This window comes from Pseudomonas sp. AS2.8, from assembly GCF_014190935.1.
Taxonomy (GTDB): Bacteria; Pseudomonadota; Gammaproteobacteria; order Pseudomonadales; family Pseudomonadaceae; genus Chryseomonas.
The window spans coordinates 492,736-517,331 of the sequence record NZ_JACHVV010000003.1; the positions used below are offsets into that span (position 1 = coordinate 492,736).

The 24,596-nt window shown below is 67.6% G+C and carries 22 protein-coding genes; 13 read left to right on the forward strand and 9 right to left on the reverse strand.

Features of this window, described 5'->3' with window-relative positions; all coding sequences use genetic code 11:
* Positions 1 to 46 precede the first annotated feature (46 nt).
* The 4 genes from FHR73_RS14710 (at position 47) to FHR73_RS14725 (ending at position 5,269) form a co-directional block, all read left to right on the forward strand.
* Positions 47 to 988, forward strand: a complete 942-nt coding sequence (locus FHR73_RS14710; RefSeq protein ID WP_183632235.1) for a LysR family transcriptional regulator — start codon at positions 47 to 49, stop codon at positions 986 to 988.
* A 242-nt stretch (positions 989 to 1,230) separates the two neighbouring features.
* Positions 1,231 to 2,565, forward strand: a complete 1,335-nt coding sequence (locus tag FHR73_RS14715) for a CitMHS family transporter (protein WP_183632237.1) — start codon at positions 1,231 to 1,233, stop codon at positions 2,563 to 2,565.
* Positions 2,566 to 2,681: 116 nt separating this feature from the next.
* Complete coding sequence (locus FHR73_RS14720; RefSeq protein WP_183632239.1) at positions 2,682 to 3,434, forward strand: TerC family protein; 753 nt, start codon at positions 2,682 to 2,684, stop codon at positions 3,432 to 3,434.
* 164 nt (positions 3,435 to 3,598) lie between these two features.
* The gene (locus FHR73_RS14725; protein ID WP_183632241.1) at positions 3,599 to 5,269 is read left to right on the forward strand and encodes a Na/Pi cotransporter family protein; all 1,671 of its coding nucleotides are present in this window, start codon (positions 3,599 to 3,601) and stop codon (positions 5,267 to 5,269) included.
* Positions 5,270 to 5,487: 218 nt separating this feature from the next.
* Here FHR73_RS14725 and ampC read toward each other — a convergent pair whose 3' ends face one another.
* Complete coding sequence (ampC, locus tag FHR73_RS14730) at positions 5,488 to 6,642, reverse strand: class C beta-lactamase (protein WP_183632244.1); 1,155 nt, start codon at positions 6,640 to 6,642, stop codon at positions 5,488 to 5,490.
* 171 nt (positions 6,643 to 6,813) lie between these two features.
* Here ampC and FHR73_RS14735 point away from each other — a divergent pair, with 171 nt between their 5' ends.
* Positions 6,814 to 7,716: a D-hexose-6-phosphate mutarotase gene (locus tag FHR73_RS14735; RefSeq protein WP_183632246.1), complete on the forward strand. Its 903-nt coding sequence runs from the start codon at positions 6,814 to 6,816 to the stop codon at positions 7,714 to 7,716.
* 79 nt (positions 7,717 to 7,795) lie between these two features.
* Here the strand turns inward: FHR73_RS14735 and FHR73_RS14740 are convergent, their stop codons facing one another.
* Both FHR73_RS14740 and FHR73_RS14745 read right to left on the reverse strand, forming a co-directional pair.
* Positions 7,796 to 8,779 (reverse strand): asparaginase, encoded by a 984-nt coding sequence (locus FHR73_RS14740; protein ID WP_183632248.1) that lies wholly within the window; start codon positions 8,777 to 8,779, stop codon positions 7,796 to 7,798.
* An 86-nt stretch (positions 8,780 to 8,865) separates the two neighbouring features.
* On the reverse strand, positions 8,866 to 10,320 hold the full coding sequence (locus FHR73_RS14745) for a sodium:alanine symporter family protein (protein WP_183632250.1): 1,455 nt from the start codon (positions 10,318 to 10,320) through the stop codon (positions 8,866 to 8,868).
* 271 nt (positions 10,321 to 10,591) lie between these two features.
* On the opposite strand from FHR73_RS14745, the gene FHR73_RS14750 reads away from it, so the two are divergent.
* On the forward strand, positions 10,592 to 11,380 hold the full coding sequence (locus FHR73_RS14750; RefSeq protein ID WP_183632252.1) for a helix-turn-helix transcriptional regulator: 789 nt from the start codon (positions 10,592 to 10,594) through the stop codon (positions 11,378 to 11,380).
* On the opposite strand, the gene FHR73_RS14755 is transcribed toward FHR73_RS14750, so the two are convergent.
* The 6 genes from FHR73_RS14755 to FHR73_RS14780 form a co-directional block, all read right to left on the reverse strand.
* Complete coding sequence (locus tag FHR73_RS14755) at positions 11,377 to 12,582, reverse strand: diguanylate cyclase (protein WP_183632254.1); 1,206 nt, start codon at positions 12,580 to 12,582, stop codon at positions 11,377 to 11,379. The two genes, FHR73_RS14750 and FHR73_RS14755, sit on opposite strands and share 4 nt — an antisense overlap.
* A gap of 143 nt (positions 12,583 to 12,725) precedes the next feature.
* Positions 12,726 to 13,826, reverse strand: a complete 1,101-nt coding sequence (locus FHR73_RS14760) for a polyamine ABC transporter substrate-binding protein (RefSeq protein WP_183632256.1) — start codon at positions 13,824 to 13,826, stop codon at positions 12,726 to 12,728.
* A 23-nt stretch (positions 13,827 to 13,849) separates the two neighbouring features.
* Positions 13,850 to 14,881 (reverse strand): histone deacetylase family protein, encoded by a 1,032-nt coding sequence (locus FHR73_RS14765; RefSeq protein ID WP_183632258.1) that lies wholly within the window; start codon positions 14,879 to 14,881, stop codon positions 13,850 to 13,852.
* A 114-nt stretch (positions 14,882 to 14,995) separates the two neighbouring features.
* Positions 14,996 to 15,355: a cupin domain-containing protein gene (locus FHR73_RS14770; protein WP_183632260.1), complete on the reverse strand. Its 360-nt coding sequence runs from the start codon at positions 15,353 to 15,355 to the stop codon at positions 14,996 to 14,998.
* A 45-nt stretch (positions 15,356 to 15,400) separates the two neighbouring features.
* On the reverse strand, positions 15,401 to 16,402 hold the full coding sequence (locus FHR73_RS14775; RefSeq protein ID WP_183632262.1) for an AraC family transcriptional regulator: 1,002 nt from the start codon (positions 16,400 to 16,402) through the stop codon (positions 15,401 to 15,403).
* Between the two features lie 99 nt (positions 16,403 to 16,501).
* Positions 16,502 to 17,935, reverse strand: coding sequence for an aspartate ammonia-lyase (locus tag FHR73_RS14780; RefSeq protein WP_183632264.1), 1,434 nt, complete (start codon positions 17,933 to 17,935; stop codon positions 16,502 to 16,504).
* A gap of 154 nt (positions 17,936 to 18,089) precedes the next feature.
* Here FHR73_RS14780 and FHR73_RS14785 point away from each other — a divergent pair, with 154 nt between their 5' ends.
* The 7 genes from FHR73_RS14785 (at position 18,090) to FHR73_RS14815 (ending at position 24,319) form a co-directional block, all read left to right on the forward strand.
* The gene (locus tag FHR73_RS14785; RefSeq protein WP_183632266.1) at positions 18,090 to 18,995 is read left to right on the forward strand and encodes a LysR substrate-binding domain-containing protein; all 906 of its coding nucleotides are present in this window, start codon (positions 18,090 to 18,092) and stop codon (positions 18,993 to 18,995) included.
* A gap of 106 nt (positions 18,996 to 19,101) precedes the next feature.
* Positions 19,102 to 20,040, forward strand: coding sequence for a 4-hydroxyproline epimerase (locus tag FHR73_RS14790; protein ID WP_183632268.1), 939 nt, complete (start codon positions 19,102 to 19,104; stop codon positions 20,038 to 20,040).
* Positions 20,037 to 21,152 (forward strand): FAD-binding oxidoreductase, encoded by a 1,116-nt coding sequence (locus tag FHR73_RS14795; protein WP_183632270.1) that lies wholly within the window; start codon positions 20,037 to 20,039, stop codon positions 21,150 to 21,152. The genes FHR73_RS14790 and FHR73_RS14795 overlap by 4 nt, the downstream gene beginning before the upstream one ends.
* Entirely contained in the window at positions 21,146 to 21,382 is a 237-nt protein-coding gene (locus tag FHR73_RS14800; RefSeq protein ID WP_027600458.1) for a (2Fe-2S)-binding protein, read from the forward strand. The genes FHR73_RS14795 and FHR73_RS14800 overlap by 7 nt, the downstream gene beginning before the upstream one ends.
* Positions 21,379 to 22,614, forward strand: a complete 1,236-nt coding sequence (locus FHR73_RS14805) for an FAD/NAD(P)-binding oxidoreductase (RefSeq protein WP_183632272.1) — start codon at positions 21,379 to 21,381, stop codon at positions 22,612 to 22,614. The genes FHR73_RS14800 and FHR73_RS14805 overlap by 4 nt, the downstream gene beginning before the upstream one ends.
* Entirely contained in the window at positions 22,611 to 23,402 is a 792-nt protein-coding gene (locus FHR73_RS14810) for an AraC family transcriptional regulator (protein WP_183632274.1), read from the forward strand. The genes FHR73_RS14805 and FHR73_RS14810 overlap by 4 nt, the downstream gene beginning before the upstream one ends.
* Positions 23,399 to 24,319: a dihydrodipicolinate synthase family protein gene (locus FHR73_RS14815; RefSeq protein WP_183632276.1), complete on the forward strand. Its 921-nt coding sequence runs from the start codon at positions 23,399 to 23,401 to the stop codon at positions 24,317 to 24,319. Before FHR73_RS14810 ends, FHR73_RS14815 begins: the two co-directional genes overlap by 4 nt.
* Positions 24,320 to 24,596: the final 277 nt, after the last annotated feature.

The window sequence follows — 24,596 nt, forward strand, 5'->3', positions numbered from 1 at the left end:
GTCTTGCAAAATAGAATGATTGGCAAGCCATCGTTGTAGAAATGAAATGAGCAGATTGCCGGATTTCGAAGGGTTGGCGATGTTCGCCAAGGTTGCCGAGGAGGGCTCCTTCGCCGCCGCGGCGCGGGTGCTGGGCGTGTCGGTGGCCACCGTCTCGCGGGCGGTGACGCGCCTGGAGGAGCGCCTCGGCGGGCGGCTGTTCAATCGCACCTCACGGCAGCTGGCGCTGACCGAATTCGGCCACGAGCTGGCCGCCCAGGCCGGCGATCTCTATCGCCAGGCGGAGGCGACCGAAAGCGCCGCCCAGGCGCGCGCCGTGCAGCCACGCGGGCAGGTGCGGCTGGCGGTGCCCATGGCCTTCGGCCTGCGGTGGGTGGCGCCGCTGCTGCCCGAGCTGCTGCGCCGCTATCCCCAGCTGACGGTGGATCTGCACCTGTCCGATGCCACCGTGGATCTGGTGGCGGAGGGCTTCGACGCCGCCCTGCGCATCGCCGCCTTGCCGGACTCCTCACTGGTCGCCCGGCGGCTCTGCGCGGTCAGCCAGCTGCTAGTGGCGGCGCCGGCCTATGTCGAGCGCCACGGCTGGCCAAGCCATCCGCAAGAGCTGACCGAACACGCCTGCCTGAGCTACGCCTACCGGGCGCGCAGCCAGGTGTGGCGCTTCAGCGGGGACGAGGGTCGCGAGGCAAGCGTGCTGCCGCGTGGCCCCCTGCGTGTCACCAATTCCGAAGCCCTGCTGCCGGTGCTGCTGGAAGGCCTGGCCATCGCCGAGTTGCCGGACTTCATCGCCGCCGACTACCTGGCCGATGGCCGGTTGGTGCAGCTGCTGCCGGACTGGCAGCTGACCCGTGGCGGCCTCTACTTCGTGACCCCCTCGGCGCGCAGTCGCCCGACCAAGATCCAGGTACTGCTCGATTTCTTCGTCGAGCACCTGAGCACCCCGGGCTGGCAGCGAGGCGAACAGCTCCTATCCGTGTCGGCTTCGTGACATCCGGCAACATCCACTCGCCTCCGCGCAAGGCTGGCGAAAGGTTGACCTCTTAGGATCCGCTCAAGACCCGCCCCCGTGAGCGGGCGACGTGCCTACAAAAATAACCAGGATTCTTGCCATGTCGTATCTGTCCCTCCAGGCGTCCCCGCGCGCCCGTCTCCCCTGGATTTTCGCACTCTCCGCGCCGCTGCGCCGCGGCTGAACCCTCCTTCTCTTCGCGAAAATTCAGAGGTATTCCCATGCTGACTTTCCTCGGCTTCGCCATGGTCATGACCTTCATGTACCTGATCATGACCAAGCGCCTGTCTCCGCTGATCGCCCTGACCATGGTGCCGATCGCCTTCGCCGTGCTCGCCTGGGCGCTGTCCAGCGAATTCGCCAGCCTCGGCCACGTCAAGCTCGACGCCCTCGGCCCGATGATGCTCGACGGCATCCGCAAGCTGGCGCCCACCGGCGTGATGCTGCTGTTCGCGATCCTCTACTTCGCCGTGATGATCGACACCGGCCTGTTCGACCCGGCGGTGCGCTGGATCCTCAAGCTGGTCAAGGGCGATCCGCTCAAGGTGGCCATGGGCACCGTCTTCCTGACCCTGGTGGTCTCCCTGGACGGTGACGGCTCGACCACCTACATGATCTGCGTGGCGGCCATGTTCCCGCTGTACCGCCGCCTGGGCATGAATCCGCTGATCATGACCTGCCTGATGCTGCTCTCCAGTGGCGTGATGAACCTGACCCCCTGGGGCGGTCCGACCGCCCGCGCCGCCAGTGCCCTGCACGTGGATCCGGCCGACGTCTTCGTGCCCATGATCGCGCCGATGCTGTTGGCCATCGCCTGGCTGTTCTTCCTGGCCTACCTCTATGGCCGCAGTGAGCGCGCGCGCCTGGGCATCCTGCAGATCGGCGAGACCGAAGGCGCCGACGTCACCGTCTCCCAGTGCGTCGAGGCCCGCCGCCCGCACCTGCGCTGGTTCAACGGCCTGCTGACCCTGGCGCTGATGGCCGCGCTGATCGTCGGCGTGCTGCCGATGCCGGTGCTGTTCATGATCGCCTTCGGCATCGCCATGACCGTCAACTACCGTTGCCTGAACATGCAGAAGCAGCGCATCGCCGCCCACGCCGAAAACGTCCTGGCGGTGGTCTCGCTGATTTTCGCCGCGGGCATCTTCACCGGCATCCTCTCGGGTACCGGCATGGTCGACGCCATGTCCAAGGGCCTGCTGGCGGTGATCCCGGACGCCCTGGGTCCGTACATGGCGGTGATCACCGCCCTGGTCAGCCTGCCGTTCACCTTCTTCATCTCCAACGACGCCTTCTACTTCGGCGTGCTGCCGGTGCTGGCCGAGGCCGCCGCGGCCTATGGCATCAGTCCGGTGGAGATCGCCCGGGCTTCCATCGTCGGTCAGCCCGTGCACCTGCTCAGCCCGCTGGTGCCCTCGACCTACCTGCTGGTGGGCCTGGCCAAGGTGGAGTTCGGCGACCACCAGCGCTTCACCCTGAAATGGGCCACCGTGACCTGCATGTTCCTGCTGGTCGGCGCTTTGTTACTGGGTGTGTTTCCGCTGTACAGCCGCTAGAGTTTTGCCAGAGCTACGACTAGCCTTGCCGGCTGTTCGAAAACGGCGCATCGCCCGATGCGCCTTTTCCATTGGAGCGCGCGCCCGAGCGCGCCTCAGCTAAGAGAGGATTCGCAATGGAATGGTTGACCAACCCGGAAATCTGGGTCGCCTTCTTTACCCTGACGGCCCTGGAGATCGTCCTCGGCATCGACAACATCATCATGATCTCCATCCTGGTCAGCCGCATGCCCAAGCACATGCAGGCGCGGACCCGTTTCTTCGGCCTGGCCCTGGCCATGGTCACCCGCATCCTGCTGCTGCTGTCGATCACCTGGGTGATGCGCCTCACCGCCGACCTGTTCTTCGTCTTCGGCCAGGGCATCTCCGGGCGTGACCTCATCCTCTTCTTCGGCGGCCTGTTCCTGCTGTGGAAGAGCAGTGCCGAGATCTACGAAGGCCTGGAAGGCGAAGACGAGCACGACGAGGACGCGCCCCAGAAGAAGGGCAGCGGCTTCATCGGCACCATCATCCAGATCGCCATCATCGACATCGTCTTCTCGCTGGACTCGGTGATCACCGCGGTGGGCATGGTCAGCCACGTGCCGGTCATGGTCGCGGCGATCATCGTCGCCGTGCTGGTGATGATGCTGGCGGCCGGCGGCATCAGCAATTTCATCGACAAGCACCCAAGCCTGAAGATGCTGGCGCTGTCCTTCCTGATCGTGGTCGGCACCGTGCTCATCGCCGAGGCCTTCGAAGTCCACGTGCCCAAGGGCTACGTCTACTTCGCCATGGCCTTCTCGCTGGCGGTGGAAGCCATCAACATCCGCCTGCGCGGCAAGGCCAAGGCGCGCGAGGCGGTCAAGCTGCGCAAGGAGCAGATCTGATCGCAGCGGCGGAACCCACCCGGCTCTCCGCCGCCTAAATCAGCAAGTCCCCACGAGCCCGAAGGTGCCCTGCCTTCGGGCTCGTGCGTCTGTGCAGAACGGTCATTACGATTTTGTGACAAGCTCGCCAGGAGCTCTTGGACACGCGCCGGGAGGGCGCCACGATGCTGACACTGCTCAATCTGCTATCCGCCGTCGCCCTGCTGGTGTGGGGCACCCATATCGTGCGCACCGGTATCCTGCGGGTATACGGCGCCAGCCTGCGCCGGGTGCTCAGCCGCAGCATGCAGCGCATGCCACTGGCCTTTCTCTCCGGCATCGCCGTTACCGCTCTGGTGCAGAGCAGCAATGCCACCGCGCTGCTGGTGACCTCCTTCGTCGCCCAGGGCCTGGTGCCGCTCACTCCGGCGTTGGCCATCATGCTCGGCGCCGACGTGGGCACCGCGCTGATGGCGCGGGTGCTGACCTTCGACCTGTCCTGGCTGTCGCCGCTGCTGATCTTTCTTGGCGTGGTGTTCTTTCTCGGGCGCAAGCAGACCCGCGCCGGCCAGCTCGGCCGGGTCGCCATCGGCCTGGGGCTGATCATCCTGGCGCTGCAGCTGATCGTCGAGGCGGCCTCGCCCATGACCCACGCGGCCGGGGTCAAGGTGCTGTTCTCTTCGCTGACCGGCGACCAGTTGCTCGACGCCCTGACCGGCGCGGTGTTCGCCATGGTTTCCTATTCCAGCCTGGCGGCGGTGCTGCTGACCGCCACCCTGGCCGGCTCCGGGGTCATCTCGCTCAAGGTGGCGCTGTGCCTGGTGGTGGGCGCCAACCTGGGCAGTGGCGTGCTGGCCTTGATGGGCGCCGCCAAGCAGGGCGTGGAAGCACGGCGGGTGGCGGTGGGCAGCCTGCTGTTCAAGCTCGCCGGCTGCATCCTGGTGCTGCCCTGGATCGGCCTGCTGGCCGACTGGCTGCAGGGCTATGACTTCAACGACGCCGAGGTGGTGATCGGCTTCCACGTCGCCTACAACCTGGTGCGCTGCCTGCTGTTCCTGCCGCTGACCGGGCCCCTGGCGCGCTTTTGCACCGCCATGCTGCCGGCCAAGGACAGCGCCGAGACCATCCTGCGGCCGCGCCACCTGGATACCGCCGCCCTGGACACCCCGGCTCTGGCGCTGACCAACGCCTCCCGCGAGCTCTTGCGCATGGGCGACGTCATCGAGCAGATGCTGCAGCACCTGCTGGTGCTGATCAACGCCGGCGACAAGCAACTGGCTCGCGAGGTGCGTCGTCTCGACGACGACGTCGATGCGCTCTACACGGCGATCAAGCTGTACCTGGCGCGCATGCCGCGCGACGACCTGGACGAGCGCGACAGCCGGCGCTGGGCCGAGACCATCGAACTGGCGATCAACCTGGAGCAGGCCGGCGATCTCATCGAGCGCATGGCCAGCGACGTCGACAGCAAGAAGATCGCGGCCCGGCGGTCCTTCTCGGCTTCCGGAGTGGACGAACTCTCCGCCCTGCACCGGCTGCTGGTAGACAGCCTCAAGCTATGCCTGTCGGTCTATCTCTCCGGCGACCTGGACGCGGCGCGGCGCCTGCGCCGGCTCAAGCAGCGCTTCCGCCTGCTGGAGCGGCGCTACGCCCATGCCCACGTCGAGCGGCTGCACCAGCAGGTGGTGGAGAGCTTCGAGACCAGCTCCCTGCACCTGGGCCTGCTCAGCGACATGCGCCGGGTCAATTCGCTGTTCTGCAGCATCGCCCACGGCGTGCTGGAGGCGGCCGATGCCGGCTACGCCACCGAGCACGAGCTGCCGGTGGAAGGGCGCGAGGAGTCGGGCGGGATTTGAGGCCGCGGTTTGATGCGCGGGTTCGTGGATGAGGCTGCTCCGTCATCCACCCTACGGGGCTGTTTCGATCATAGCGGTCATGGGCCGTAGGTTGGGTTGAGACAGTGCCATCGTCGAAGCCTAACATTGCCTAGGTCTGGGCGATGTTGGGCTTTGCTGCGCTCAACCCAACCTACGGCCGCCTCGGCGGAGCGCCATGGCCGCGATAACCCCTTCGCTCACTGCACCCGGCTATCGAGCTTCTGCAAGATTCGCCAGGCCGCCTCGATCCGTGCGGAATTCGGGTAGTTGCGATTGGCCAGGATCACCAGGCCGAGCTGCCGCTCCGGAATGAACAGCGCATAGGCGCCGAAGCCGTTGGTGGAGCCGGTCTTGTTCAACAGCCGGGCGCCGCTCGCCGGCAGCGGCGGATGCTGCCAGTCCACTGGTTGCGACTCCAGGGCCATCGCCGGGGTGTTGCCGGCCAGCAGCCGGGCCTTGGGCAGCGGATAGGCATAGGCCTCCCACGCCAGTCCCTGGGTCATGGGGCCGCTGCGGTAGTAGCCCTGCTGGGTGGCGTCGAGCGCCTTGGCCAGGGGCGCCGGCAATCGGTCAGGGTGCAGGTTCGCCTCGACGAAGGCGAGCAGATCGCCCGCGGTGGTCTTGATGCCATAAGCCTCTTCGGCATAGGCGCCCGGATTGACCCGCAGCGGCTGGTCGTTCTTGCCATGGCCCCAGGCGTAGTGGGCCTGCTCCGCCGCTGGCACCTGCAGATAGGTATGGCCGAGGCCCAGGGGCGTGAGCACGTGGCGCTGCAGGGCCGTGGCGAAGGGCTCGTCGAGCCGCTGGGCCGCCAGGGCGCCGAACAGGCCGATGCTGGGATTGGAGTAGAGGCGGCGGCTGCCGGCGGGGAAGGGCGGCTGGAAGGCGCGGTAGAAGGCCGTCGTCTGATCGTCCTGGGTCACGCTGTCGGGAAATTGCAGCGGCAGGCCGCCGGCGCTGTAGGTGGCCAGTTGCAGCAGGCTGGCCTGGCCGATGGCGCTGCCGGCCAGGGCCGGGCGCACCTCAGCGGCGGACTCGTCCAGCCGCAGGCGACCGGTCGCCGCCGCGTAGCCACCCAGGGTGGCGGTATAGGTCTTGCTCAGGGAGCCGATCTCGAACAGGGTGGCGGCGTCCACCGGCTGGCCGCTGCGGCGGTCGGCGGTACCGAAGTAGTAGAGCCGACGCAGGCCTGGGGAAGTAACGCCTATCGCAAGGCCCGGGATGTCCTGCTCGGCCATCACCGCGCGGGCGGCGGCGCGGACCTCGTCGTCGAGGGGATTGGCCGCGTTGGCCAGGAGTGGCAGGGTCAGGCCCAGGCCGAGCAGCAGGGAAAGACGCGGGAAAGCCGACATGCGGGAGCCATTCCTGAAGAGGGGAGGCCAGGAGTCTAGCCGAGCGTTGCCGCACCGGTATGAGACGTGGCCGGCGTTGGAAGATTTTGCAGCCGGCGCTGTCCATGGCTGGCTGGAGCCCGGTCCTCGACTGGACTACAGTCGCCTCTCACCTTTTCCAGGAGTCATCCCATGTCCGCAGCCCCCCTCGTCGAACAGATCCAACTGGGCCAATTGCCCGTCTGGCGCATCCGCGTCGGCCAGGCCGAAGCCCTGGTGGCCTGCCAGGGCGCCCATGTGCTGCGCTACGGCTTCGACGGCGAGCCGGACATCGTCTGGGGTAATCCGGAAGCCGTGTTCGAGCCCGGTACCCCGATCCGTGGCGGCATCCCGGTCTGCTGGCCCTGGTTTGGCGACCTGCTGAAGAATCCGGCCGAGGTGCAGGCCATGTGCACCACCACCGCGGACGCCCCGGCCCACGGCCTGGCGCGCCAGATCGCCTGGCAGGCCGGCGGCGTCGAGGTGGACACCGACCGGGTGCGCCTGGACTTCCACCACCGCACCTCCGCCGAGACCACCCCGGGCTGGCCCCATGCCACCGAGCTGACCCTCAGCCTGAGCGTGGGTGAGCGCCTGGAGCTGACCCTGAGCGTGCGCAACCTGGAAGATCACCCGCTGGTGCTGAGCCAGGCGCTGCACACCTATTTCGCCGTGAGCGACGTCCGTGAAGTAGGTATCGAGGGTCTGGCCAATGCCGACTACTACGACTGCCTGGACGGCTGGACCCGCAAGCGGCAGAACGGCGAGCCGACCATCACCGGCGAGACCGATCGGGTCTATGTCGGCCTGCCGGCCCGCCTGGCGATCCGTGATCCCCAGTGGCAGCGCCGGCTGTTCGTCGAGACCCGCAACAGTCATTCGGCGGTGCTGTGGAATCCCTGGATCGACAAGGCCGCGCGCTTGAGCCAGTTCGCCGATGACGCCTGGACCGGGATGCTCTGCATCGAGACCGCCCGGGTGATGGACGACGTCCTCACCGTGGCGCCGGGCGCCTCGGCCGAGATGGCAGTGAGCGTATGGCGCGAAGCGCTGTAAGGCACCGAGCGGGCGTCTCGGGCAGCCCTCACCCTGGTCTTCTCGGAGGGTGAGGGAGCGGCCAGCCCCTAGCCGATGATCACAACTCCTCGCACAGATTGCGTCCGATCCACTTGGCCACCGCCGCGCGCTCCAGTCCGCAGCCGAGCAGAGCGTGCAGTTTGCCCAGGGCGGCCTCGCGGGTCATACCGCGACCGGAGATGACCCCAGCGTTGGCCAGGCCGCTGCCGGCGGCGTAGGTGCCTAATTCCACTGTCCCGCGAGCGCCCTGGCTGAGGGCGACCACAGGGACTCCGGCGTCGCGCCATTCGGCGAGGGCGGCAAGAAAGTCGGCGTCGTCCGCCGGCCCCGTGCCGCTGCCGTAGCACTCCAGCACCAACCCCTGCACACCGCTGCTCGCCAGACCGCGCAGAGTGGCGCCGTCGACGCCCGGAAACAGCGGCAGCACCGCGACTCGCACCGGCTGACGTGGCTGGTCGAAGCGCAGCGCTGGTGGTGTTGCGACCAAGGCCTCGCCACTGCGCGGCCGGGCGCTTTCCACAAAGGCCTTCCAGCCGCTGCTGGCCTGCTTGGTGCAGCGTGCCGCCGGCAGGCGTTCGCCATGGAATTGCACCTGCACCCCCGGCGCTAGCCCACTGGCGAAGGCGGCGAAGCTATCCGCCAGGTTGCCGTCGGCATCGCTATCCGGCACGCCGGCCGGCAGCATGGAGCCGGTCAGCAGCACCGGAATGGCCAGGCCCAGCAGACGGAAGGCCAGGGCGGCCGCGCTGTAGGCCAGGGTGTCGGTGCCGTGCAGCACCAGCACGCCGCGGCAGGCGGGGTCGGTGGCTGCCGACAGGATCGCCTGGGCCATGCGCTCCCAGGCGGCGGGGGTCATGTTGGCGCTGTCGATCAGCGGCAGCAGCTCCTGCAGCCGCCAGGCCGGCGTGCCCAGGTCCGGACGGCTGGCCAACAGGGCGTCGATGCGCGCCTCGAAACCAGCGGCGGGGGCCAGGCCGGCGGCGGTCGCCTGCATGCCGATGGTGCCGCCGGTGTAGAGGATGTGCAGGTAGGGTGAGCTCATGAGGGACTTCCTGATAAGACTGCCCCCACACGAGGTGGGGGCAGGAAAACGGTCGCGGTCCGGGTCAGCGCGACCCGGCAGCGGCATCAGTGCGCCTGGCGCGGCTGGGCGGCGCGGGCTTCGGCGACGGTCTCTTCCAGACGCTCCAGCGCCGGCCAGGCCTGGCGATCCAGGTCCAGGTCGCGGAACTGATCGGCGTCGAACACCGGCTGGTCGACCCCGGCACGGCGCTGGGCGTCGTAGTCGTTGAGGATGCGCATGCCGACCTTGATCAGCATGGCCAGGGCGATCAGGTTGACGAAAGCCAGGCAGGTCATGGTGATGTCGGCGAAGGCGAACACTGTGGTCAGGTTCTGCATCGAGCCCCAGCAGATCAGCACCAGCACTAGGCCCCGATAGCCGAGCAGCACGGCCTTGCCGCGGCCGAGCAGGTAGCGCAGGCCGTTTTCGCCCAGGTAGATGTTGTAGAGGATGCAGGTGAAGACGAACAGCGACAGGGCGACGCTGATGAAGATACGGCCCCAGTCACCGACCACCGCGGCCAGCGAGTTCTGGGTCAGGACAATGCCGTCGCCTTCGAAGCCCGGAGTGTAGAAACCCGACAGCAGGATCAGCAGCGCGGTGCAGGTGCAGATGACGAAGGTATCGAGGAAGACGCTGAAGGCCTGCACTACGCCCTGGGCAGCCGGGTGCTTGACCGCGGCCACGGCGGCGACGTTGGGCGCAGCGCCCAGGCCGGCTTCGTTGGCGAAGACGCCACGCTTGACGCCCATGGTGATGGCGGCGCCCAGCAGACCGGCGAAGGCCGGCTCCAGGCCAAAGGCGCTCTTGACGATGGTCAGCAGGGTGCCGGGGACCAGATCGATCTGGGTGATGATCACATAGAGGGTGACGGCGATGTAGGCCAGGGTCTTGACCGGCACCAGAATGTCGGAGACCGCGGCGATGCGCTTGATACCGCCGATGAACACCAGGCCCAGCAGGATGGCGAGGGCGATCCCGGTGTACTGCACCGGCAGACCGAAGGCGTTTTCCAACGAATGGGTCACGGTAAAGGACTGCAGACCGACGAAGGCGAAGCCGTAGGTCACCAGCAGCAGTGCCGAGAAGATCAGCGCCATCCAGCGCTTGTTGAGGCCGTGCTGGATGTAATACGCCGGACCACCCACGTAGAGGCCGTCACCGTCGGCGCGCTTGTAGACCTGCGCCAGGGTGCACTCGAAGAAGCTGCTGGCCATGCCGACCAGGGCGGTCACCCACATCCAGAACACCGCGCCCGGGCCACCCAGGGTCACGGCCAGGCCGACGCCGGCGATGTTGCCGGCACCGACGCGACCGGCCAGGCTGAGCATCAACGCCTGGAAGGAACTCAGGCCGTCGCCGCTGTTGCGCAGGGAGTCCTTGAAGACGGTGAACATGTGCGGGAAATGGCGCACCTGCACGAATCGCGAGCGCAGGGTGAAATAGCTGCCCAGGCCGACGATCAGCACGATGAGCACGTGGCCGGACAGGAAGTCGTTGAGCATTTCTAGGTAGTGCATGAAGAATCCTCGAGCATGCTAGTGATGCTCCAAGGCCGGCTCGCAAGCCTTGGGGCTATTATTGTGGAATATCCCGCCAGGGCCTGCTCCCGGCGTGGGGAGACGACGGCAACAGGCTCTGGAACGGATCGGTCCGGGTGGAACGGGCAGTAAGACGGACCGGGCGCCTAGATTCGGCTATCCCACCGGCGTGAACAATTCCGCGCCTCGCTTCAAAATGGCGCGACTTGATGCTAGTTTTCTCGCCGTCTGTCAAGCTCGGGCCGGATTCATGAGCGACTTTTCCGCCAATTTGCAGCTGCTCTGCCAGCGCCACCGCTCGATTGCCGCCGTCTGTCGCGCCGTCGGCATCAACCGCGCCCAGTTCAATCGCTACCTCAACGGGCAGAGCCGTCCGTCGCCTTACAACCTGCAGCGCCTGGCGGAATTCTTCGGGCTGCCGGTGGGCGATCTGCAGCTGCCGCAGCGGCAATTCGCGGCGCGCCTGGGGGCGCCGGTCGGTCAGGAAACGGGGTGGGCCGGGCAGGCACTGGCCCTGTTTGGCGAGCGTCAGGAGGGCCTGGCGCGCTACCAGGGCTATTACCACGAATACTATCCGTCGCTGTCCACGCCGGGCGTGGTGCTCTGCGGACTGGTCTGGCTGTTCGCGGAAGCGGGCGTCTTCCGCTACGTGCGTTTCGAGCGCCTGCGTCGCCGGGACGAAGCCACCAGCCAGGCGCGCTTTCGCTACCTGGGCCTGGCCATGAGCCTGGAAAGCCGACTGTTCTTTACCGACTACGAATCCCTCACCGGCAACGAGTTGTCGCAGACGGTGCTGCTGCCCAGCGCGCGCAACCGCATCGATCGCCTGAACGGACTCAAGCTCGGCGTCAGCGCCTCCGACCGGCGCGAGCCGGCCTGCACCCGAGTGGTCTGGGAGTACCTCGGTACGCGGCCGCCACGGGGTCGGGCCTATGCCCGCATCGGCCTCTACGACTGGCAGGATCCCGGCTTGGACGAGGATCTGCGCCAGCGCCTGGCCAGCGTGGCTCTGGTCGACCGGGTTTATCGCCTGGGCTAGAGGGATTCCTCGATCGCTGGGTGGCAGCGATCGCAGTCTTCGAGGATGGCGCGGTCGCGCCCGGCCTGCTTGGCCCAGTAGAGCTGGCGATCGGCGGCCTCGATAAAGGTCTCCGCGCAGTCATGATCCGGCCGGGCGCAGGCGCCGCCGATACTCACCGTCACCCGCGGCCCGGCAGGGGGGCCGAGATGGGGGATCTCCAGGCGCCGTACCGCGTCGAGCAGGCGCTGCGCCAGTTTGGCAGCATCCTCCTCGCGCGACGGCGTACAGAGGATGGCGAATTCCTCGCCGCCGTAGCGGGCCAGGCAATCGCCGGCGCGCAATTCGTCGGCCAGGGCGGTGGCGACCTGTTGCAGGCAGCGATCGCCGGCCGGATGCCCGTAGCGATCGTTGAAGGCCTTGAAGTGATCGACGTCGATCATCAGCAGGAGCAGCGGCCGGGGCGGGGGATGGGCCAGGGCGGTGCCCAGGGCCTGCATCAGCGCCCGGCGATTGGCCACGCCGGTCAGGGGATCGGTGGCGGACTGCTGCGCCAGGAAGCGATTGGAAGCGATCAGTTCTTCGTTGCGCAAGCGGTCGCGCAGGATCAGCAAATAGCCCTGACGGCGGGCGCGCTCCATCCAGAAGTTGTTGAGCAGGGTAAAGCTCGCGGTGGCGAACGCCAGGGTCATGACCAGCGACGCCTCCAGGGCCGGCAGGGTGTGCATCTGGGTGGCCAGGCCGATGGCCAGCAGGGCGAACAGCGTGTGTACCGCGGCCTGGCGCAGGGGCGGGGCGATACAGCTGTTGGTGAAGAGCGTCATCAGCGGCATCGTCGCCAGCCAGAGGGCGCGATGCGCGGCATCGGTGGCCTCGACGTCGAGCAACGGCGGGAAATAGGCCAGCAGACAGGGCAGGATGCCCAACCACTCGCGCGCGGGATGTTCGGCGCGTATTACCCCGAGCGCCAGCAAGACCAGTCCGCCGCCAATCACCACCAGCGCGCTGAGCAGACTGATGAGCCAGAAGGCATCGGTCATCAGGATCCAGTCCCAGATCGAGAAGCTGGCGTAGGCAAGGATGGCCACGGTCAAGCTGATGCGCAGGTGCCGCCGGCGCGAACGGGCGATGTCGTGCTGGTAATGCCGTTCCAATACCGGTTCGAAGCGCAGGGCCCAGAAAGGGCGAGCCAGCGCTCGGTTGAGGGCAACACTGAGGGACATGACGCCGTACCTGGCAGGTAAATCCAATAGTCACTTCAGCACAATAAGTCCCTTAGCGCGATAGAGGGTTCCCGGACGCAGGGATGTAACCGCCGAATGGTAGCCCTTGGCTACCATTCGGATAATTGTGGACGTCGTAGCCGCTAGTTGCCGGCCTTGATGCGACTCCAGGCGCGGGTCCGTACCCGCTCGATGGGCTGCGGCAGCGGCTGCACGACATAGAGCTTCTTGAGCATTTCCGGGGTGGGCACCAGGTCGTGGTTGTCGCGGATAGCGGCGGTCACCAGCGGCATGCCCGGCTTGTTGGCGTTGGGATAGCCGAGGTAGTCGCTGATCCCGGCGATCACCTTGGGTTCGAGCAGGTAGTTGATGAAGGCATGGGCCTGGTCGACGTTGGTGGCACTGGCCGGAATGGCCCAGGTGTCGAACCAGATGGGTGCGCCTTCGCGCGGCAGACGCCAGTCCACCACCACACCGTTGCCGGCTTCCTTGGCCCGGTTGCCGAACTGGTAAAAGCTGCCGGAGTAGCCCACCGCCACGCAGATGTCGCCGTTGGCGATATCGGTCATGTACTTGGTGGAGTTGAAGTAGGCCATGTAGGGGCGGATCTTCAGCATCAGCGCCGTGGCCTTTTCGTAGTCCTTGGCGTTGGCGCTGTTGGGGTCCAGGCCCAGGTAGTGCAGCACCACCGGCAGGATGTCCGAGGGTGAATCCAGCATGGCCACGCCACAGCTCTTGAGCTTGGCCATGTTCTCCGGTTTGAACACCAGGTCCCAGCTGTCCACCGGTGCGTCCGCCCCCAGCGCCGCCTTGACCTTGGCCGGGTTGAAGCCGATGAGGATGGTGCCGTACATGTAGGGCACGCCATACTGGTTGCCCGGGTCGTTGACCTCCAGCAGCTTGAGCAACTCGGGATCGAGATTCTGCCAGTTGGGCAGCTTGCTCTTGTCCAGCTTCTGGAAGACCCCGGCCTTGATCTGGGTTTCCAGGAACTGGTTGGAGGGAATCACCAGGTCATAGCCGGAGCGCCCGGTGAGCAGCTTGGCCTCCAGCGACTCGTTGCTGTCGAAGGTGTCCCAGGTGACGCGGATACCGGTCTGCTTGGCAAAGTCCTTGGGCGTCTCGGGCAGGATGTAGTCGGCCCAGTTGTAGACCCGCAGTTCACCGGGATCGGCGGCCTGGACGGCGGTGGCGAGCAGGGCACCGCCGAGCAGGGCGGTGAGCGGACGCAGGAGGCTGTACATGGTCGGATTCCTCGCGATAGGGATCAGGCGCCGTCGAAGGCGGCCAGGACGTTCACCGTATTGATGCCGATCTCCGCCACGGCGTAACCGCCTTCCATGACGAACAGGGTCGGCAGGCCGAGCCGCGCCAGGCGTTCGCCCAGGCGCAGGTAGTCGTCGCTCTCCAGCTTGAACTGGGAAATGGGATCGGCCTTGAAGGTATCCACGCCCAGGGAGACCAGCAGCAGGTCCGGGGCATAGTCCTGCACGCGCGCCAGCGCTAGCTCCAGGGCGGCGCTCCAGCTGTCCCAGGCGCTGCCGGCGGGCAGCGGCAGATTGAGGTTGAAGCCCTGGCCCGCCCCGCTGCCGGTCTCGTCGGCATAGCCGAGGAAAAAGGGGAACTCGAAACCCGGATCGCCGTGCAGCGAGAGGAACAGCACATCGTCGCGCGCATAGAAGATGTCCTGGGTGCCGTTGCCGTGGTGGTAGTCGACATCGAGGATGGCCACGCGCCGGGCGCCGCCGTCGAGGGCGGCCTGAGCGGCGATGGCGGCGTTGTTCAAATAGCAGTAACCGCCCATGACATCGGCCGCGGCGTGGTGGCCCGGCGGACGGCAGAGGGCAAAGGCGCTGCGCGCGCCCGCGGCGACCTCGGCCCCGGCACTCAGGGCCACCTGGGCAGCGCTGTAGGCGGCCTGCCAGGTCCCGGAGGTGATGGGCGCGCCGCCGTCGAAGCTGTAGTAACCGAGGCGTCCGTGCAGGCTGGTGGGCGGCAGCACCTGGCGCAGGGTACGCGCCGGCCAGGTATAGGGCAGCAGGTCCACGGTCTCGCCGCGGGCCGCCCATTCGTCCCAGGCGCCGGCGAGAAAATCGAGATAGGCCGCGCTATGGATGCGTGCCAGCGGCGCCTGACCGAAGTCCTTGGGCGCCACCACCTCGCCGAGCTGCCGGCGGTGACACTCGGCGAGGATGAATTCGACGCGCTGGGGCTTTTCGAAACAGGGCTGCAGCTGGCCATCGATCAATTCGCAGCGGCCGTGGTGCAGGGCGTGGTCGGGACTGTGGTGGATGCGCATGGCGACTCCGGGCGGCGGGCTCTACCCAGATTCTTGCCAGCCTGGTGCCTCTGGACGAGAGGCGCAGCGGCCAAAAGGGGATAGATCCGGCCAGATTGCGCCCGGCGTCGGCTATTAGCCGCCCTTGGCTTCGTAGACCACGAACCGTTTCAGGGTCGGCTCCAGCACCTCCCAGGTGCCCTGGAAGCCACGCGGCACGACAAAGCTGCTGCCGGGCCCGAGACGGGTGGCGTGGCCCTGGTCATCAGTGACCAGACTCACCCCTTCGAGGATCTGGCAGTACTCCTCCTCGGTGTAGTTCACCCGCCACTTGCCCACCTCGCTGTGCCAGTGGCCGACGGCAAAGACACCGCTGCCATCCTCGTAGTCGAGCCAGAGGCTCTGCAGCGGGTCGCCTACCAGGCGCTTTTCCGCCGGCAGGCGGTATTGGTCGGTGGGTTGGCCACGGTCCGCGAGCAGGTGCAGGGCTGGCATGGCAGAGCCTCTCGTTGTGCAGGAACCGCCAGCATACGCCAGCCGCTAGAGTCGATAACCCCGCGGCGACTGTCCGCTCCAGCGGCGAAAGGCATGGCGGAAGCTGGCCGTTTCGCTGAAACCCATCACCTCGGCGATGCGATAGATGGGCAGCCGCTCCTGGGCCAGCAGGTCCCGCGCCCGCGCGAAGCGTAACTCGTCCAGCAATTGCTGATAGCCGCTACCGCCGGCCTGCAGGTGGCGACGCAGGCTGCGCGGGGCCATGCCGAGGTGGCCGGCCAGGGCCGCGAAGGAGGGTGGGGCCGCCAGGTCGGCGCCCAGCAGGGTGCGGATGCGGGCAAGCAGGGCGCGCTGGCGATCCTGCTCGGGGGCGAGGCGGCCGCACTGCTCCAGGGCGTCGCGATGGGTCACCGGATCGGCCAGTGGCAGCCCGCGGTCAAGCCAGGCAGCGGGAAAGGCCAGGCCGTTGAAGGTGGCGGCGAAGGCCAGGGGCGTGGCGCCGAAGCAGTCGCCATAGCGCGCGCGATAGACTGGCTCGGCGTGCCGAAAGGCCACCTGCACCAGCGGCAGGGACGTACCCAGGAGGTCGCAGCAGATCGCCAGGAGCGAGGCCAGGCAGCACTCGGCATTGCAGCGCTCCAGTTCCGGCGCGAAGGGATGGTCGTCGGCCCTGAGCCAGGCCAACTCGCCGTGGCGCTCCAGACGCAGGGTGAAATAGGCACCCAGCAGGCTTTGATGGGCCAGGGCTGCCTGTAGCGCCGCGCCCAGGGTCGGGGCGCTGAGCAGGGCATAGCCGAGCAGGCCGTAGCCGGAGACGCGCAGCCGCCAGCCCAGCAGCAGTCCCAGTTCGGGCGGGGCGACCGGCAGGGCGTTGGCGATGACCCGCTGTTCCTGGGCCAGGGTGATGAGCCGATGGGGCTGTTCGAGGTCGTCCAGCCGCAGGCCGCTGCCAGCCAGCAGGGGAGCCGCCCGGGCGGGCGTGTCGGCCGCCAGTTGCTGGAGGAGCAGGGACACCAGGTTGAGATTGATCAGACCGGACTGACGCATGCGAAAACTCCCCGGGGCGGTGGTAGCCTTCCAAGCAAGAAGGATACCGCGCCCGCGGGGAGTTGCCGTCCGTTACCGCTCAGGTCTGGCGTGCGGGACTCAGACCTTGGCTTTCAGCGGTACGAGCCGGGGGGCGATCATGTTTTCCGGGCGCAGGATGTCGTCCAGGGTCGCCTCGTCCAGCAGGTTCTCCTCGCGCACCAGCTCCAGCACGCCGCGACCGGTTTCCAGCGCCGTCTTGGCGATGCGGGTGGAGGTCTCGTAGCCGAGGTAGGGGTTGAGCGCGGTGACCAGGCCGATGGAGTGCTCCACCTGGCGGCGGCAGTGCTCGACGTTGGCGGTGATGCCGGTGATGCAGTGCTCGCGCAGCATGTCCATGGCGCGCTGCAGCAGGCGGATGGAGTCGAAGATCTTGTAGGCGATCAAGGGCTCCATGACGTTGAGCTGCAGCTGGCCACCCTCTGCCGCCAGGGTCAGGGCCAGGTCGTTACCGATGATCTCGAAGGCCACCTGGTTGACCGCCTCGGGGATCACCGGATTGACCTTGCCCGGCATGATGGAGCTGCCCGGCTGGCGCGGAGGCAGGTTGATCTCGTTGATGCCGGTGCGCGGACCGCTGGAGAGCAGGCGCAGGTCGTTGCAGATCTTCGACAGCTTCACCGCGGTGCGCTTGAGCATGCCGGAGAACAGCACGAAGGCGCCCATGTCCGAGGTGGCCTCGATCAGGTCGGCCGCCGGGGTCAGCGGCTGGCCGCTGATTTCCGCCAGGCGCTGCACGGCCAGGAGCTGGTAGCCGGGGTCGGCGTTGATGCCGGTGCCGATGGCGGTGCCGCCCAGGTTGACCTCGGTGAGCAGCTCCGGCGCCAGGCTCTTGAGGCGCGCCAGGTCTTCGCCCAGGGTGGTGGCGAAGGCATGGAATTCCTGGCCGAGGGTCATGGGCACCGCGTCCTGCAGCTGGGTGCGACCCATCTTCAGCACCTCGGCGAATTCCATGCCCTTGGCGGCGAAGGCGGTGATCAGGCTGTCCAGGCTGGCGAGCAGGGCGTCATGGCCGAGCAGCAGGCCCAGGCGGATGGCGGTGGGATAGGCGTCGTTGGTCGACTGCGCCATGTTGACGTCGTTGTTCGGGTGCAGGTGGCGATACTCGCCCTTGGCATGGCCGAGCAGCTCCAGCGCCACGTTGGCGATCACCTCGTTGGCGTTCATGTTGGTCGAGGTGCCGGCCCCGCCCTGGATCATGTCCACCACGAACTGGTCGTGGAATTCGCCGCGAATGATGCGCGAACAGGCGTCATTGATCGCCTGGTGCTTTTCCGCGGGCAGGTGGCCAAGCCGGTGGTTGGCGTCGGCCGCCGCCTGCTTGACCATGGCCAGGGCCACCACCAGCTTGGGGTAGTGACCGAGGGGCACGCCGGAGAGGCGGAAGTTCTGCACGGCGCGCAGGGTCTGGATGCCGTAGTAGGCGTCGGCAGGCACGTCGAGGGTACCGAGGAGATCTTTTTCGAGGCGGACGGATGATGCAGAGTCGGACATGATAGCGTTGGGCTTCGATCGAGCGGCGGGCGCCGCGATGCCCTAGAATCTAGGCCTGCCAGCCGATCCCGGCCAATGCCGATCCGCCAAGCCTCATGCCGGATCGGCATAACTCTGGTTGTGACCTTGCGAGATCAGACGACGTATGGGTGCCATGAACATCGAATTCAAATGGCTGGAAGACTTCGTGGCCCTGGCGGCCACCCACAGTTTTTCCCAGGCCGCCGAAAAACGCTTCGTCACCCAGCCCGCCTTCAGCCGCCGCATCCGCGCGCTGGAGGAAAGCGTCGGCCTGACCCTGGTGGACAGATCCCACACCCCGGTCAGCCTCACCGAAGCCGGTCAGCTGTTCCTGGTCACGGCGCGCAGCGTGGTGGAGCAGCTGGGCGAGACGGTACGGCACCTGCACCACCTCGAAGGCGGGCAGGGCGAGGTGCTGCAATTCGCCGCCGCCCACTCCCTGGCCCTGGGCTTCTTTCCGCAATGGATCGCCGGCCTGCGCGGGCAGGGCCTGGCGCTGGCCAGCCGGCTGGTGGCCACCAACGTCGGCGATGCCATCCACGCCCTGCGCGACGGCGCCTGCGACCTGATGCTGGCCTTCCACGATCCCGACGCGGCCCTGCAGATGGACCCCGAGCTGTTTCCCTCGCTGCACCTGGCGCAGACCGCCATGCTGCCGGTCTGCGCCACCGATGGCGAAGGTCGACCCATGTTCCAGCTGGACGGGCAGAGCAGCGTCCCCCTACTGGCCTACAGCGCCGGCGCCTTCCTCGGCCGTTCGGTGAATCTGCTCTTGCGCCAGCGCAAGCTGCGCGCCGTCACCCTCTACGAAACCGCCATGGCCGACAGCCTCAAGACCATGGCCCTGCAGGGCCTGGGCGTGGCCTGGGTGCCGCAGCTGTCGGTGGCGGCCGAACTGGCCCGTGGCGAACTGGCCATCTGTGGCGATGCGGCCTGGCAGGTCGGCCTGGAGATCCGCCTCTATCGCTGTGCCCTGTTGCGCAAGCGCCTGGTACAGCAGGTCTGGCGGCATCTGGAAAGCCAGAGCCACGGCGGCTGATCGACGCTATTGAACTGTGCTGATTTCGGCATTTTACTAGCCGACGTCCTGCAAGCCTTTTGCCGTCATCTGCGCGACACTGGCACCTCTCTCACGGAGGTCAGCCATGCAGCGCATCCGCGTCATCGACTCCCACACCGGCGGCGAACCCACCCGCCTGGTGCTGGACGGTTTCCCCGATCTCGGCCACGGCAGCATGGCCGAACGCCGCAGCCGTCTGGCTGGCGAACACGACGCCTTTCGCCGGGCCTGCATGCATGAGCCGCGTGGCAACGAGGTGCTGGTGGGAGCGTTGCTCTGTGAGCCGGTATCGCCCGCGGCCAGCGCTGGCGTGGTGTTCTTTAACGAGGTCGGCTACCTGGGCATGTGCGGTCACGGCACCATCGGCCTGGTGGTGTCCCTGGCCCATCTCGGTCGGATCGGTCCTGGCGATCACCTGATCGAGACCCCGGTCGGCGACGTCACTGCCACCCTGCATGACGACGGCAGCGTCAGCGTGCGTAACGTCCCGGCCTATCGCCATCGCCATGCCGTCCAGGTGGAGATTCCCGGCCATGGCCCGGTCACCGGCGACATCGCCTGGGGCGGCAACTGGTTTTTCCTCTGTGCCGATCACGGCCAGCGCATTGCCGCCGACAACCTCGACGGTCTGCTCACCTTCAGCCTGGCCCTGCGTGGCGCACTGGAGGCCGCCGGTATCACCGGTGAGCAGGGCGGCCACATCGACCATATCGAACTCTTCGCCGAGGATCCGGACGGCGCCGACAGTCGCAGCTATGTACTCTGCCCGGGGCGTGCTTATGACCGCTCGCCCTGCGGCACCGGCACCAGCGCCAAGCTGGCGTGCCTCGCGGCCGACGGTGACCTGGCCCCCGGCGCCGTTTGGCAGCAGGCCAGTGTCATCGGCAGTCGCTTCGAAGCGCACTATCAGCCCGGCGACGAGGGGCGCATCCTGCCGGTGATCCGTGGCCGCGCCCACGTCATGGCTGAAGCGACCCTGCTGCTGGCCGCGGACGATCCCTTCGCCTGGGGTATCCCGGGGTGAAGTCCGTGGCGGAGGTCCTCGTCGTCGGCGCCGGCATCGTCGGGGCCAGTTGCGCCGCGGCCCTGGCCGCGCGCGGCTGTCGCGTGCGGGTGCTCGACGCCGGCCTGCCCGGCGCCTCAGCCGCCGGTATGGGCCACCTGGTGGTGATGGACGATGACCCCGCCGAATTGACCCTGAGCGCGCGCTCCCTGGCGCTCTGGCGCGAGCTGGTACCCCAGCTGCCGAGCGCCGCCGACTACCGCAACTGCGGCACCCTCTGGCTGGCCCGTGACGCCGCCGAACTGGATCTGATTGAGGCGAAGCGCCAGCGTCTGGACGCCCAGGGTGTCGCCAACCAGCCCCTAAACGCTGCCGCCACCGCCGCTGCCGAACCTGCGCTGACGGCCCTGGCTGGCAGCCTCGAGGTGTCCGGTGACGGTCTGCTCTATGCGCCCGTGGTGGCCGCCTGGCTGCTGCAGCGCTCGCCGCTGATCGAGTTTCAGCGTGCCCGGGCGACGGCCATCGAAGGCTCGCAGGTGCGCCTGGACGACGGGCGCTGGCTGACCGCCGACGCTGTAGTGCTCGCCGCCGGCCTGCAGGCCGCCAGTCTCTGCCCCGACCTGCCGCTGGTGCCGAAGAAGGGCCATCTGCTGATCACTGATCGCTATCCCGAGCAGGTCCGGCACCAGTTGGTGGAGATCGGCTACGGCGCCAGCGCCCATGCCAGCAGCGGCGCCTCGGTGGCCTTCAACGTCCAGCCGCGACCCACCGGCCAGCTGCTGATCGGCTCGTCGCGCCAATTCGAGCGTCCGGACATGGCGATGGAGCCTGCAGTGGTTGGCCAGCTACTGCGCCGCGCCCTGGACTTCCTGCCGGGCCTGACCCATACCTCGCTGATCCGTGGCTGGACCGGCCAGCGCGCTGCCAGCCCCGATGGCCTACCGCTGATCGGCGCTCACCCCGACCAGCCCGGTCTGTGGTTGGCGGTCGGTCACGAAGGCCTGGGCGTCACCACCGCCCCGGCCACCGCCGAAGCCATCGCCAACGGACTGTTCGCCGAGTCTTCGACGTTCCACGTGGAACCCTTCGCGCCCTCGCGCTTCGCGACCGTCCCGAGGAGTCAGGCATGCTGACCCTGTTCATCGATGGCGAGCGTCTGGAGATCCGTCCCGGCAGCCTGCTCACCGCCGCGCTGGCCAAGAGCGGCAATCCCGCCGCGCGCCGTTCGGTAGGTGGTGAAGCCCGGGCACCTTTCTGCGGCATGGGCATCTGCCAGGAATGCCGGGTACAGGTCGACGGCGTGCGCCGCCTGGCCTGCCAGACGCCGTGCCAGGACGGCATGCAGGTGGAGCGCCTGTCATGAACGCCACGCGCTGCGATCTGCTCATCATCGGCGCCGGCCCGGCCGGTCTCGCCGCCGCCCGCGCGGCCAGTGGTCGGGGCCTGAACCTGGTGCTGCTGGACGACAATCCCTTGCCCGGCGGCCAGATCTGGCGCGCCCGGGCGGGCCAGGTCGCCGCCGAAGTCGGTCAATTGCCAGCAGACGTCACCCTGCTCACTCAGACCCGCGTCGCCGCGGTCCTGGGGGCGCGCCAACTGCTGCTGGAAGACGCCCACGGCAGCCGCACCCTGGACTTCGAGACCCTGATCCTCTGCACCGGCGCCCGCGAACTGCTGTTGCCGTTCCCCGGCTGGACCTTGCCTGGAGTAACCGGTGCGGGCGGCCTGCAGGCGCTGATCAAGGGTGGCGTGGAAGTGGCCGCTGAACGTATCGTCGTCGCCGGCACCGGTCCGCTGCTGCTGGCCAGCGCCGCCACCGCGCGCCAGGCGGGTGCCCGGGTCGCCCTGGTCGCCGAACAGGCCGGGCGCCGCGCCGTACTCGAGTTCGGCCTGCAGCTCTGGCGTTGGCCGAACAAACTGCGCCAGGCGCTGAACTTGGCCACTCCTCGCTATAGTCCCGGCACTTGGGTCGAGGCGGCGCTCGGCAGCGACCGACTCGAAGCCGTGCGCCTGCGCCAGGGCGAGCGTCGCTGGGAGGTCGCCTGCGACCGCCTGGCCTGTGGCTACGGCCTGGTGCCCAATGTCGAACTGGCCCAGAGCCTGGGCTGCGCGACCCTGGACGGCGGCGTGGCGGTGGATAGCCACCAGCGCACCAGCCAGCCGCACATCCTGGCCGCTGGCGAATGCACTGGCATCGGCGGCAACGAACTGGCCCAGGCCACCGGCCGTATCGCCGGTCTGGTCGCCAGCAGCCAGCTCGACGCCATTGCCAGTGTGCAAGCCGAGGCCCGTGCCTGGCGCCGCTTCGCTGCCCAATTGGCGCACACCTTCGCCCTGAATCAGGCCATTGCCCGTCTCGCCCAGCCGGATACCCTGGTTTGCCGTTGCGAAGACGTCACCCTCGGCGCCCTGGTCGGCCATGCCGACTGGACCCAGGCCAAGCTGCGCAGTCGCTGTGGCATGGGCGCCTGCCAGGGCCGCATCTGCGGCCAGGCCACCCGCGTCTTGCTGGGCTGGACGCCGCCGACGCCGCGCTTTCCCCTGCAACCCACCCGTATCGACAGCCTGCTGGCCCTGACCGAGGACGAGAGATGAATGCCGCCACCCACCTGGACGCCCTGAGCCGCGCCCGGCCCGCCGACCTGCCCGCGCTGCTCGCCAGCCTGAGTCTGGTGGCGCCGCTGCTCGATGCCATCCCCGGCGTGGTGTTCTTCGTCAAGGACTTGGACGCGCGCTATGTGCTGGTCAACCTGACCCTGGCCCAGCGCTGCGGCTATGAGGACGTCAGCGAATTGCTCGGCAAGACCGCCGAGGAAGTCTTCCCGGCGCCTTTGGGTGGCGCCTACGCCGAACAGGATCGCCGCGTGCTGCGCGAAGGCCTGGCACTGGACGACCAGCTGGAATTGCACCTCTATGCCGGCCGTACCCCGGGCTGGTGCCTGACCCGCAAGCTGCCGCTGCACGACGCCCAGGGCCAACTGATGGGCATGGCCGGCATCTCCCACGATCTGCAAGCGCCCGCCGCCGATCATCCGGCCCACGCCAAGGTGGCCGAGGTCGATCGCTATCTGCGCGAGCACTATGCCCAGCCGCTCTCGGTGGGCGAACTGAGCCAGCGGGTCGGCCTGTCGGTCTCCCAGCTCGAACGCCAGTGCAAGCGCATCCTGCGCCTCACGCCCCAGCAGTTGCTGCACAAGGCCCGGCTCGACGCCGCCTCGCGTCTGCTGGCCCGCGATCTGCCCGTCACCGAAGTGGCCCTGGCCTGCGGCTATACCGACCACAGCGCCTTCAGCCGTCAGTTCCGCCGTCTCACCGGCCTGTCGCCCCGGCAATACCGCGACTCTCTCAAGCCCCGTTCCCGTCTGGAGGAAACCCCCGCATGAGCACTCCCCGCGTTAACTGGAGCGGCGTCTTTCCCGCCGTCACCACCCAATTCAACGATGACTTCTCGGTCAACCTGGAGAAGACCCATGGCGTGATCAGCAACCTAGTGCGCGATGGCGTCTCCGGTCTGGTGATGTGTGGCACCGTGGGCGAGAACACCTCCCTGACCCTGGAAGAAAAGATCTCCCTGGTGGAGGTCGCCAAGGACGCCGCCGGCGGTCGCGTGCCGGTGATCTGCGGCGTTGCCGAATTCACCAGCCTCAATGCCACTCGTACCGCCCAGGCGGTAGGGCGCGCCGGCGCCGACGGCATCATGCTTATGCCGGCCCTGGTCTACTCGGCCAAGCCGCACGAGACCGCCGCGCACTTCCGCAGCGTGGCCAGCGCCCTCGACCTGCCACTGATGGTTTACAACAATCCGCCGATCTACAAGAACGACGTCACCCCGGACATCCTCATCTCCCTGGCCGACGTCGACAACATCGTCTGCTTCAAGGATTCCTCCGGTGACACCCGCCGCTTCATCGACGTGCGCAACGAGGTGGGTGACCGCTTCGTGCTCTTCGCCGGTCTCGACGACGTAGTGCTGGAAAGCATCGCCGTGGGCGCCGAAGGCTGGGTCTCGGGCATGTCCAACATCTTCCCCACCGAAGGCGAAACCATCTTCCGCCTGGCCAGGGCCGGTCGCTTCGCCGACGCCATGCCGCTCTACGAATGGTTCATGCCGCTGCTGCACCTGGACGCCCGTCCGGACCTGGTGCAGTGCATCAAGCTTTGCGAAGAACTCGCCGGCCGCGGCAGCGCCCTGACCCGTCCGCCGCGCCTGGCTCTGCCCGACGCGGACCGCGCCTTCGTCGAACGCCTGATGGCCAAGGCCCTGGAAACCCGCCCGCAGCTGCCGGATGTAGGGATCTGAGGCAAGGCGGTCATGGCGGCGAACCGACATGGCCGCGATGGACCGTAGGTTGGGTTGAGACGGCGCTATCGTCGAAGCCCAACATTGCCTGGGGTCCCGAGACACTGTTGGGCTTCGCTGCGCTCAACCCAACCTACGGCGGCTTATAAGAGCGGTCACAGCGCCGAATTACCCTGGCCGCGATAAGACAGCCCTGCAGGTCAGGTCACTACGGCAGTCGCCATAGACACCCGTGCGCTTACGCCACACAGATCCGCCCCTCTCCCGCCTGCGGGAG

What these genes read in the sequence shown, in the direction of transcription:
- FHR73_RS14750 (WP_183632252.1), top strand. Translation starts at nt 10,592, where the DNA reads ATGAGCGACTTTTCCGCCAATTTGCAGCTGCTCTGCCAGCGCCACCGC.
- FHR73_RS14785 (WP_183632266.1), top strand. Translation starts at nt 18,090, where the DNA reads ATGAACATCGAATTCAAATGGCTGGAAGACTTCGTGGCCCTGGCGGCC.
- FHR73_RS14755 (WP_183632254.1), bottom strand. Translation starts at nt 12,582, where the DNA reads ATGTCCCTCAGTGTTGCCCTCAACCGAGCGCTGGCTCGCCCTTTCTGG.
- FHR73_RS14800 (WP_027600458.1), top strand. Translation starts at nt 21,146, where the DNA reads ATGCTGACCCTGTTCATCGATGGCGAGCGTCTGGAGATCCGTCCCGGC.
- FHR73_RS14805 (WP_183632272.1), top strand. Translation starts at nt 21,379, where the DNA reads ATGAACGCCACGCGCTGCGATCTGCTCATCATCGGCGCCGGCCCGGCC.
- FHR73_RS14815 (WP_183632276.1), top strand. Translation starts at nt 23,399, where the DNA reads ATGAGCACTCCCCGCGTTAACTGGAGCGGCGTCTTTCCCGCCGTCACC.
- FHR73_RS14780 (WP_183632264.1), bottom strand. Translation starts at nt 17,935, where the DNA reads ATGTCCGACTCTGCATCATCCGTCCGCCTCGAAAAAGATCTCCTCGGT.
- FHR73_RS14760 (WP_183632256.1), bottom strand. Translation starts at nt 13,826, where the DNA reads ATGTACAGCCTCCTGCGTCCGCTCACCGCCCTGCTCGGCGGTGCCCTG.
- FHR73_RS14765 (WP_183632258.1), bottom strand. Translation starts at nt 14,881, where the DNA reads ATGCGCATCCACCACAGTCCCGACCACGCCCTGCACCACGGCCGCTGC.
- FHR73_RS14775 (WP_183632262.1), bottom strand. Translation starts at nt 16,402, where the DNA reads ATGCGTCAGTCCGGTCTGATCAATCTCAACCTGGTGTCCCTGCTCCTC.
- FHR73_RS14735 (WP_183632246.1), top strand. Translation starts at nt 6,814, where the DNA reads ATGTCCGCAGCCCCCCTCGTCGAACAGATCCAACTGGGCCAATTGCCC.
- FHR73_RS14710 (WP_183632235.1), top strand. Translation starts at nt 47, where the DNA reads ATGAGCAGATTGCCGGATTTCGAAGGGTTGGCGATGTTCGCCAAGGTT.
- FHR73_RS14745 (WP_183632250.1), bottom strand. Translation starts at nt 10,320, where the DNA reads ATGCACTACCTAGAAATGCTCAACGACTTCCTGTCCGGCCACGTGCTC.
- FHR73_RS14790 (WP_183632268.1), top strand. Translation starts at nt 19,102, where the DNA reads ATGCAGCGCATCCGCGTCATCGACTCCCACACCGGCGGCGAACCCACC.
- FHR73_RS14810 (WP_183632274.1), top strand. Translation starts at nt 22,611, where the DNA reads ATGAATGCCGCCACCCACCTGGACGCCCTGAGCCGCGCCCGGCCCGCC.
- FHR73_RS14770 (WP_183632260.1), bottom strand. Translation starts at nt 15,355, where the DNA reads ATGCCAGCCCTGCACCTGCTCGCGGACCGTGGCCAACCCACCGACCAA.
- FHR73_RS14740 (WP_183632248.1), bottom strand. Translation starts at nt 8,779, where the DNA reads ATGAGCTCACCCTACCTGCACATCCTCTACACCGGCGGCACCATCGGC.
- FHR73_RS14720 (WP_183632239.1), top strand. Translation starts at nt 2,682, where the DNA reads ATGGAATGGTTGACCAACCCGGAAATCTGGGTCGCCTTCTTTACCCTG.
- FHR73_RS14715 (WP_183632237.1), top strand. Translation starts at nt 1,231, where the DNA reads ATGCTGACTTTCCTCGGCTTCGCCATGGTCATGACCTTCATGTACCTG.
- ampC (WP_183632244.1), bottom strand. Translation starts at nt 6,642, where the DNA reads ATGTCGGCTTTCCCGCGTCTTTCCCTGCTGCTCGGCCTGGGCCTGACC.
- FHR73_RS14725 (WP_183632241.1), top strand. Translation starts at nt 3,599, where the DNA reads ATGCTGACACTGCTCAATCTGCTATCCGCCGTCGCCCTGCTGGTGTGG.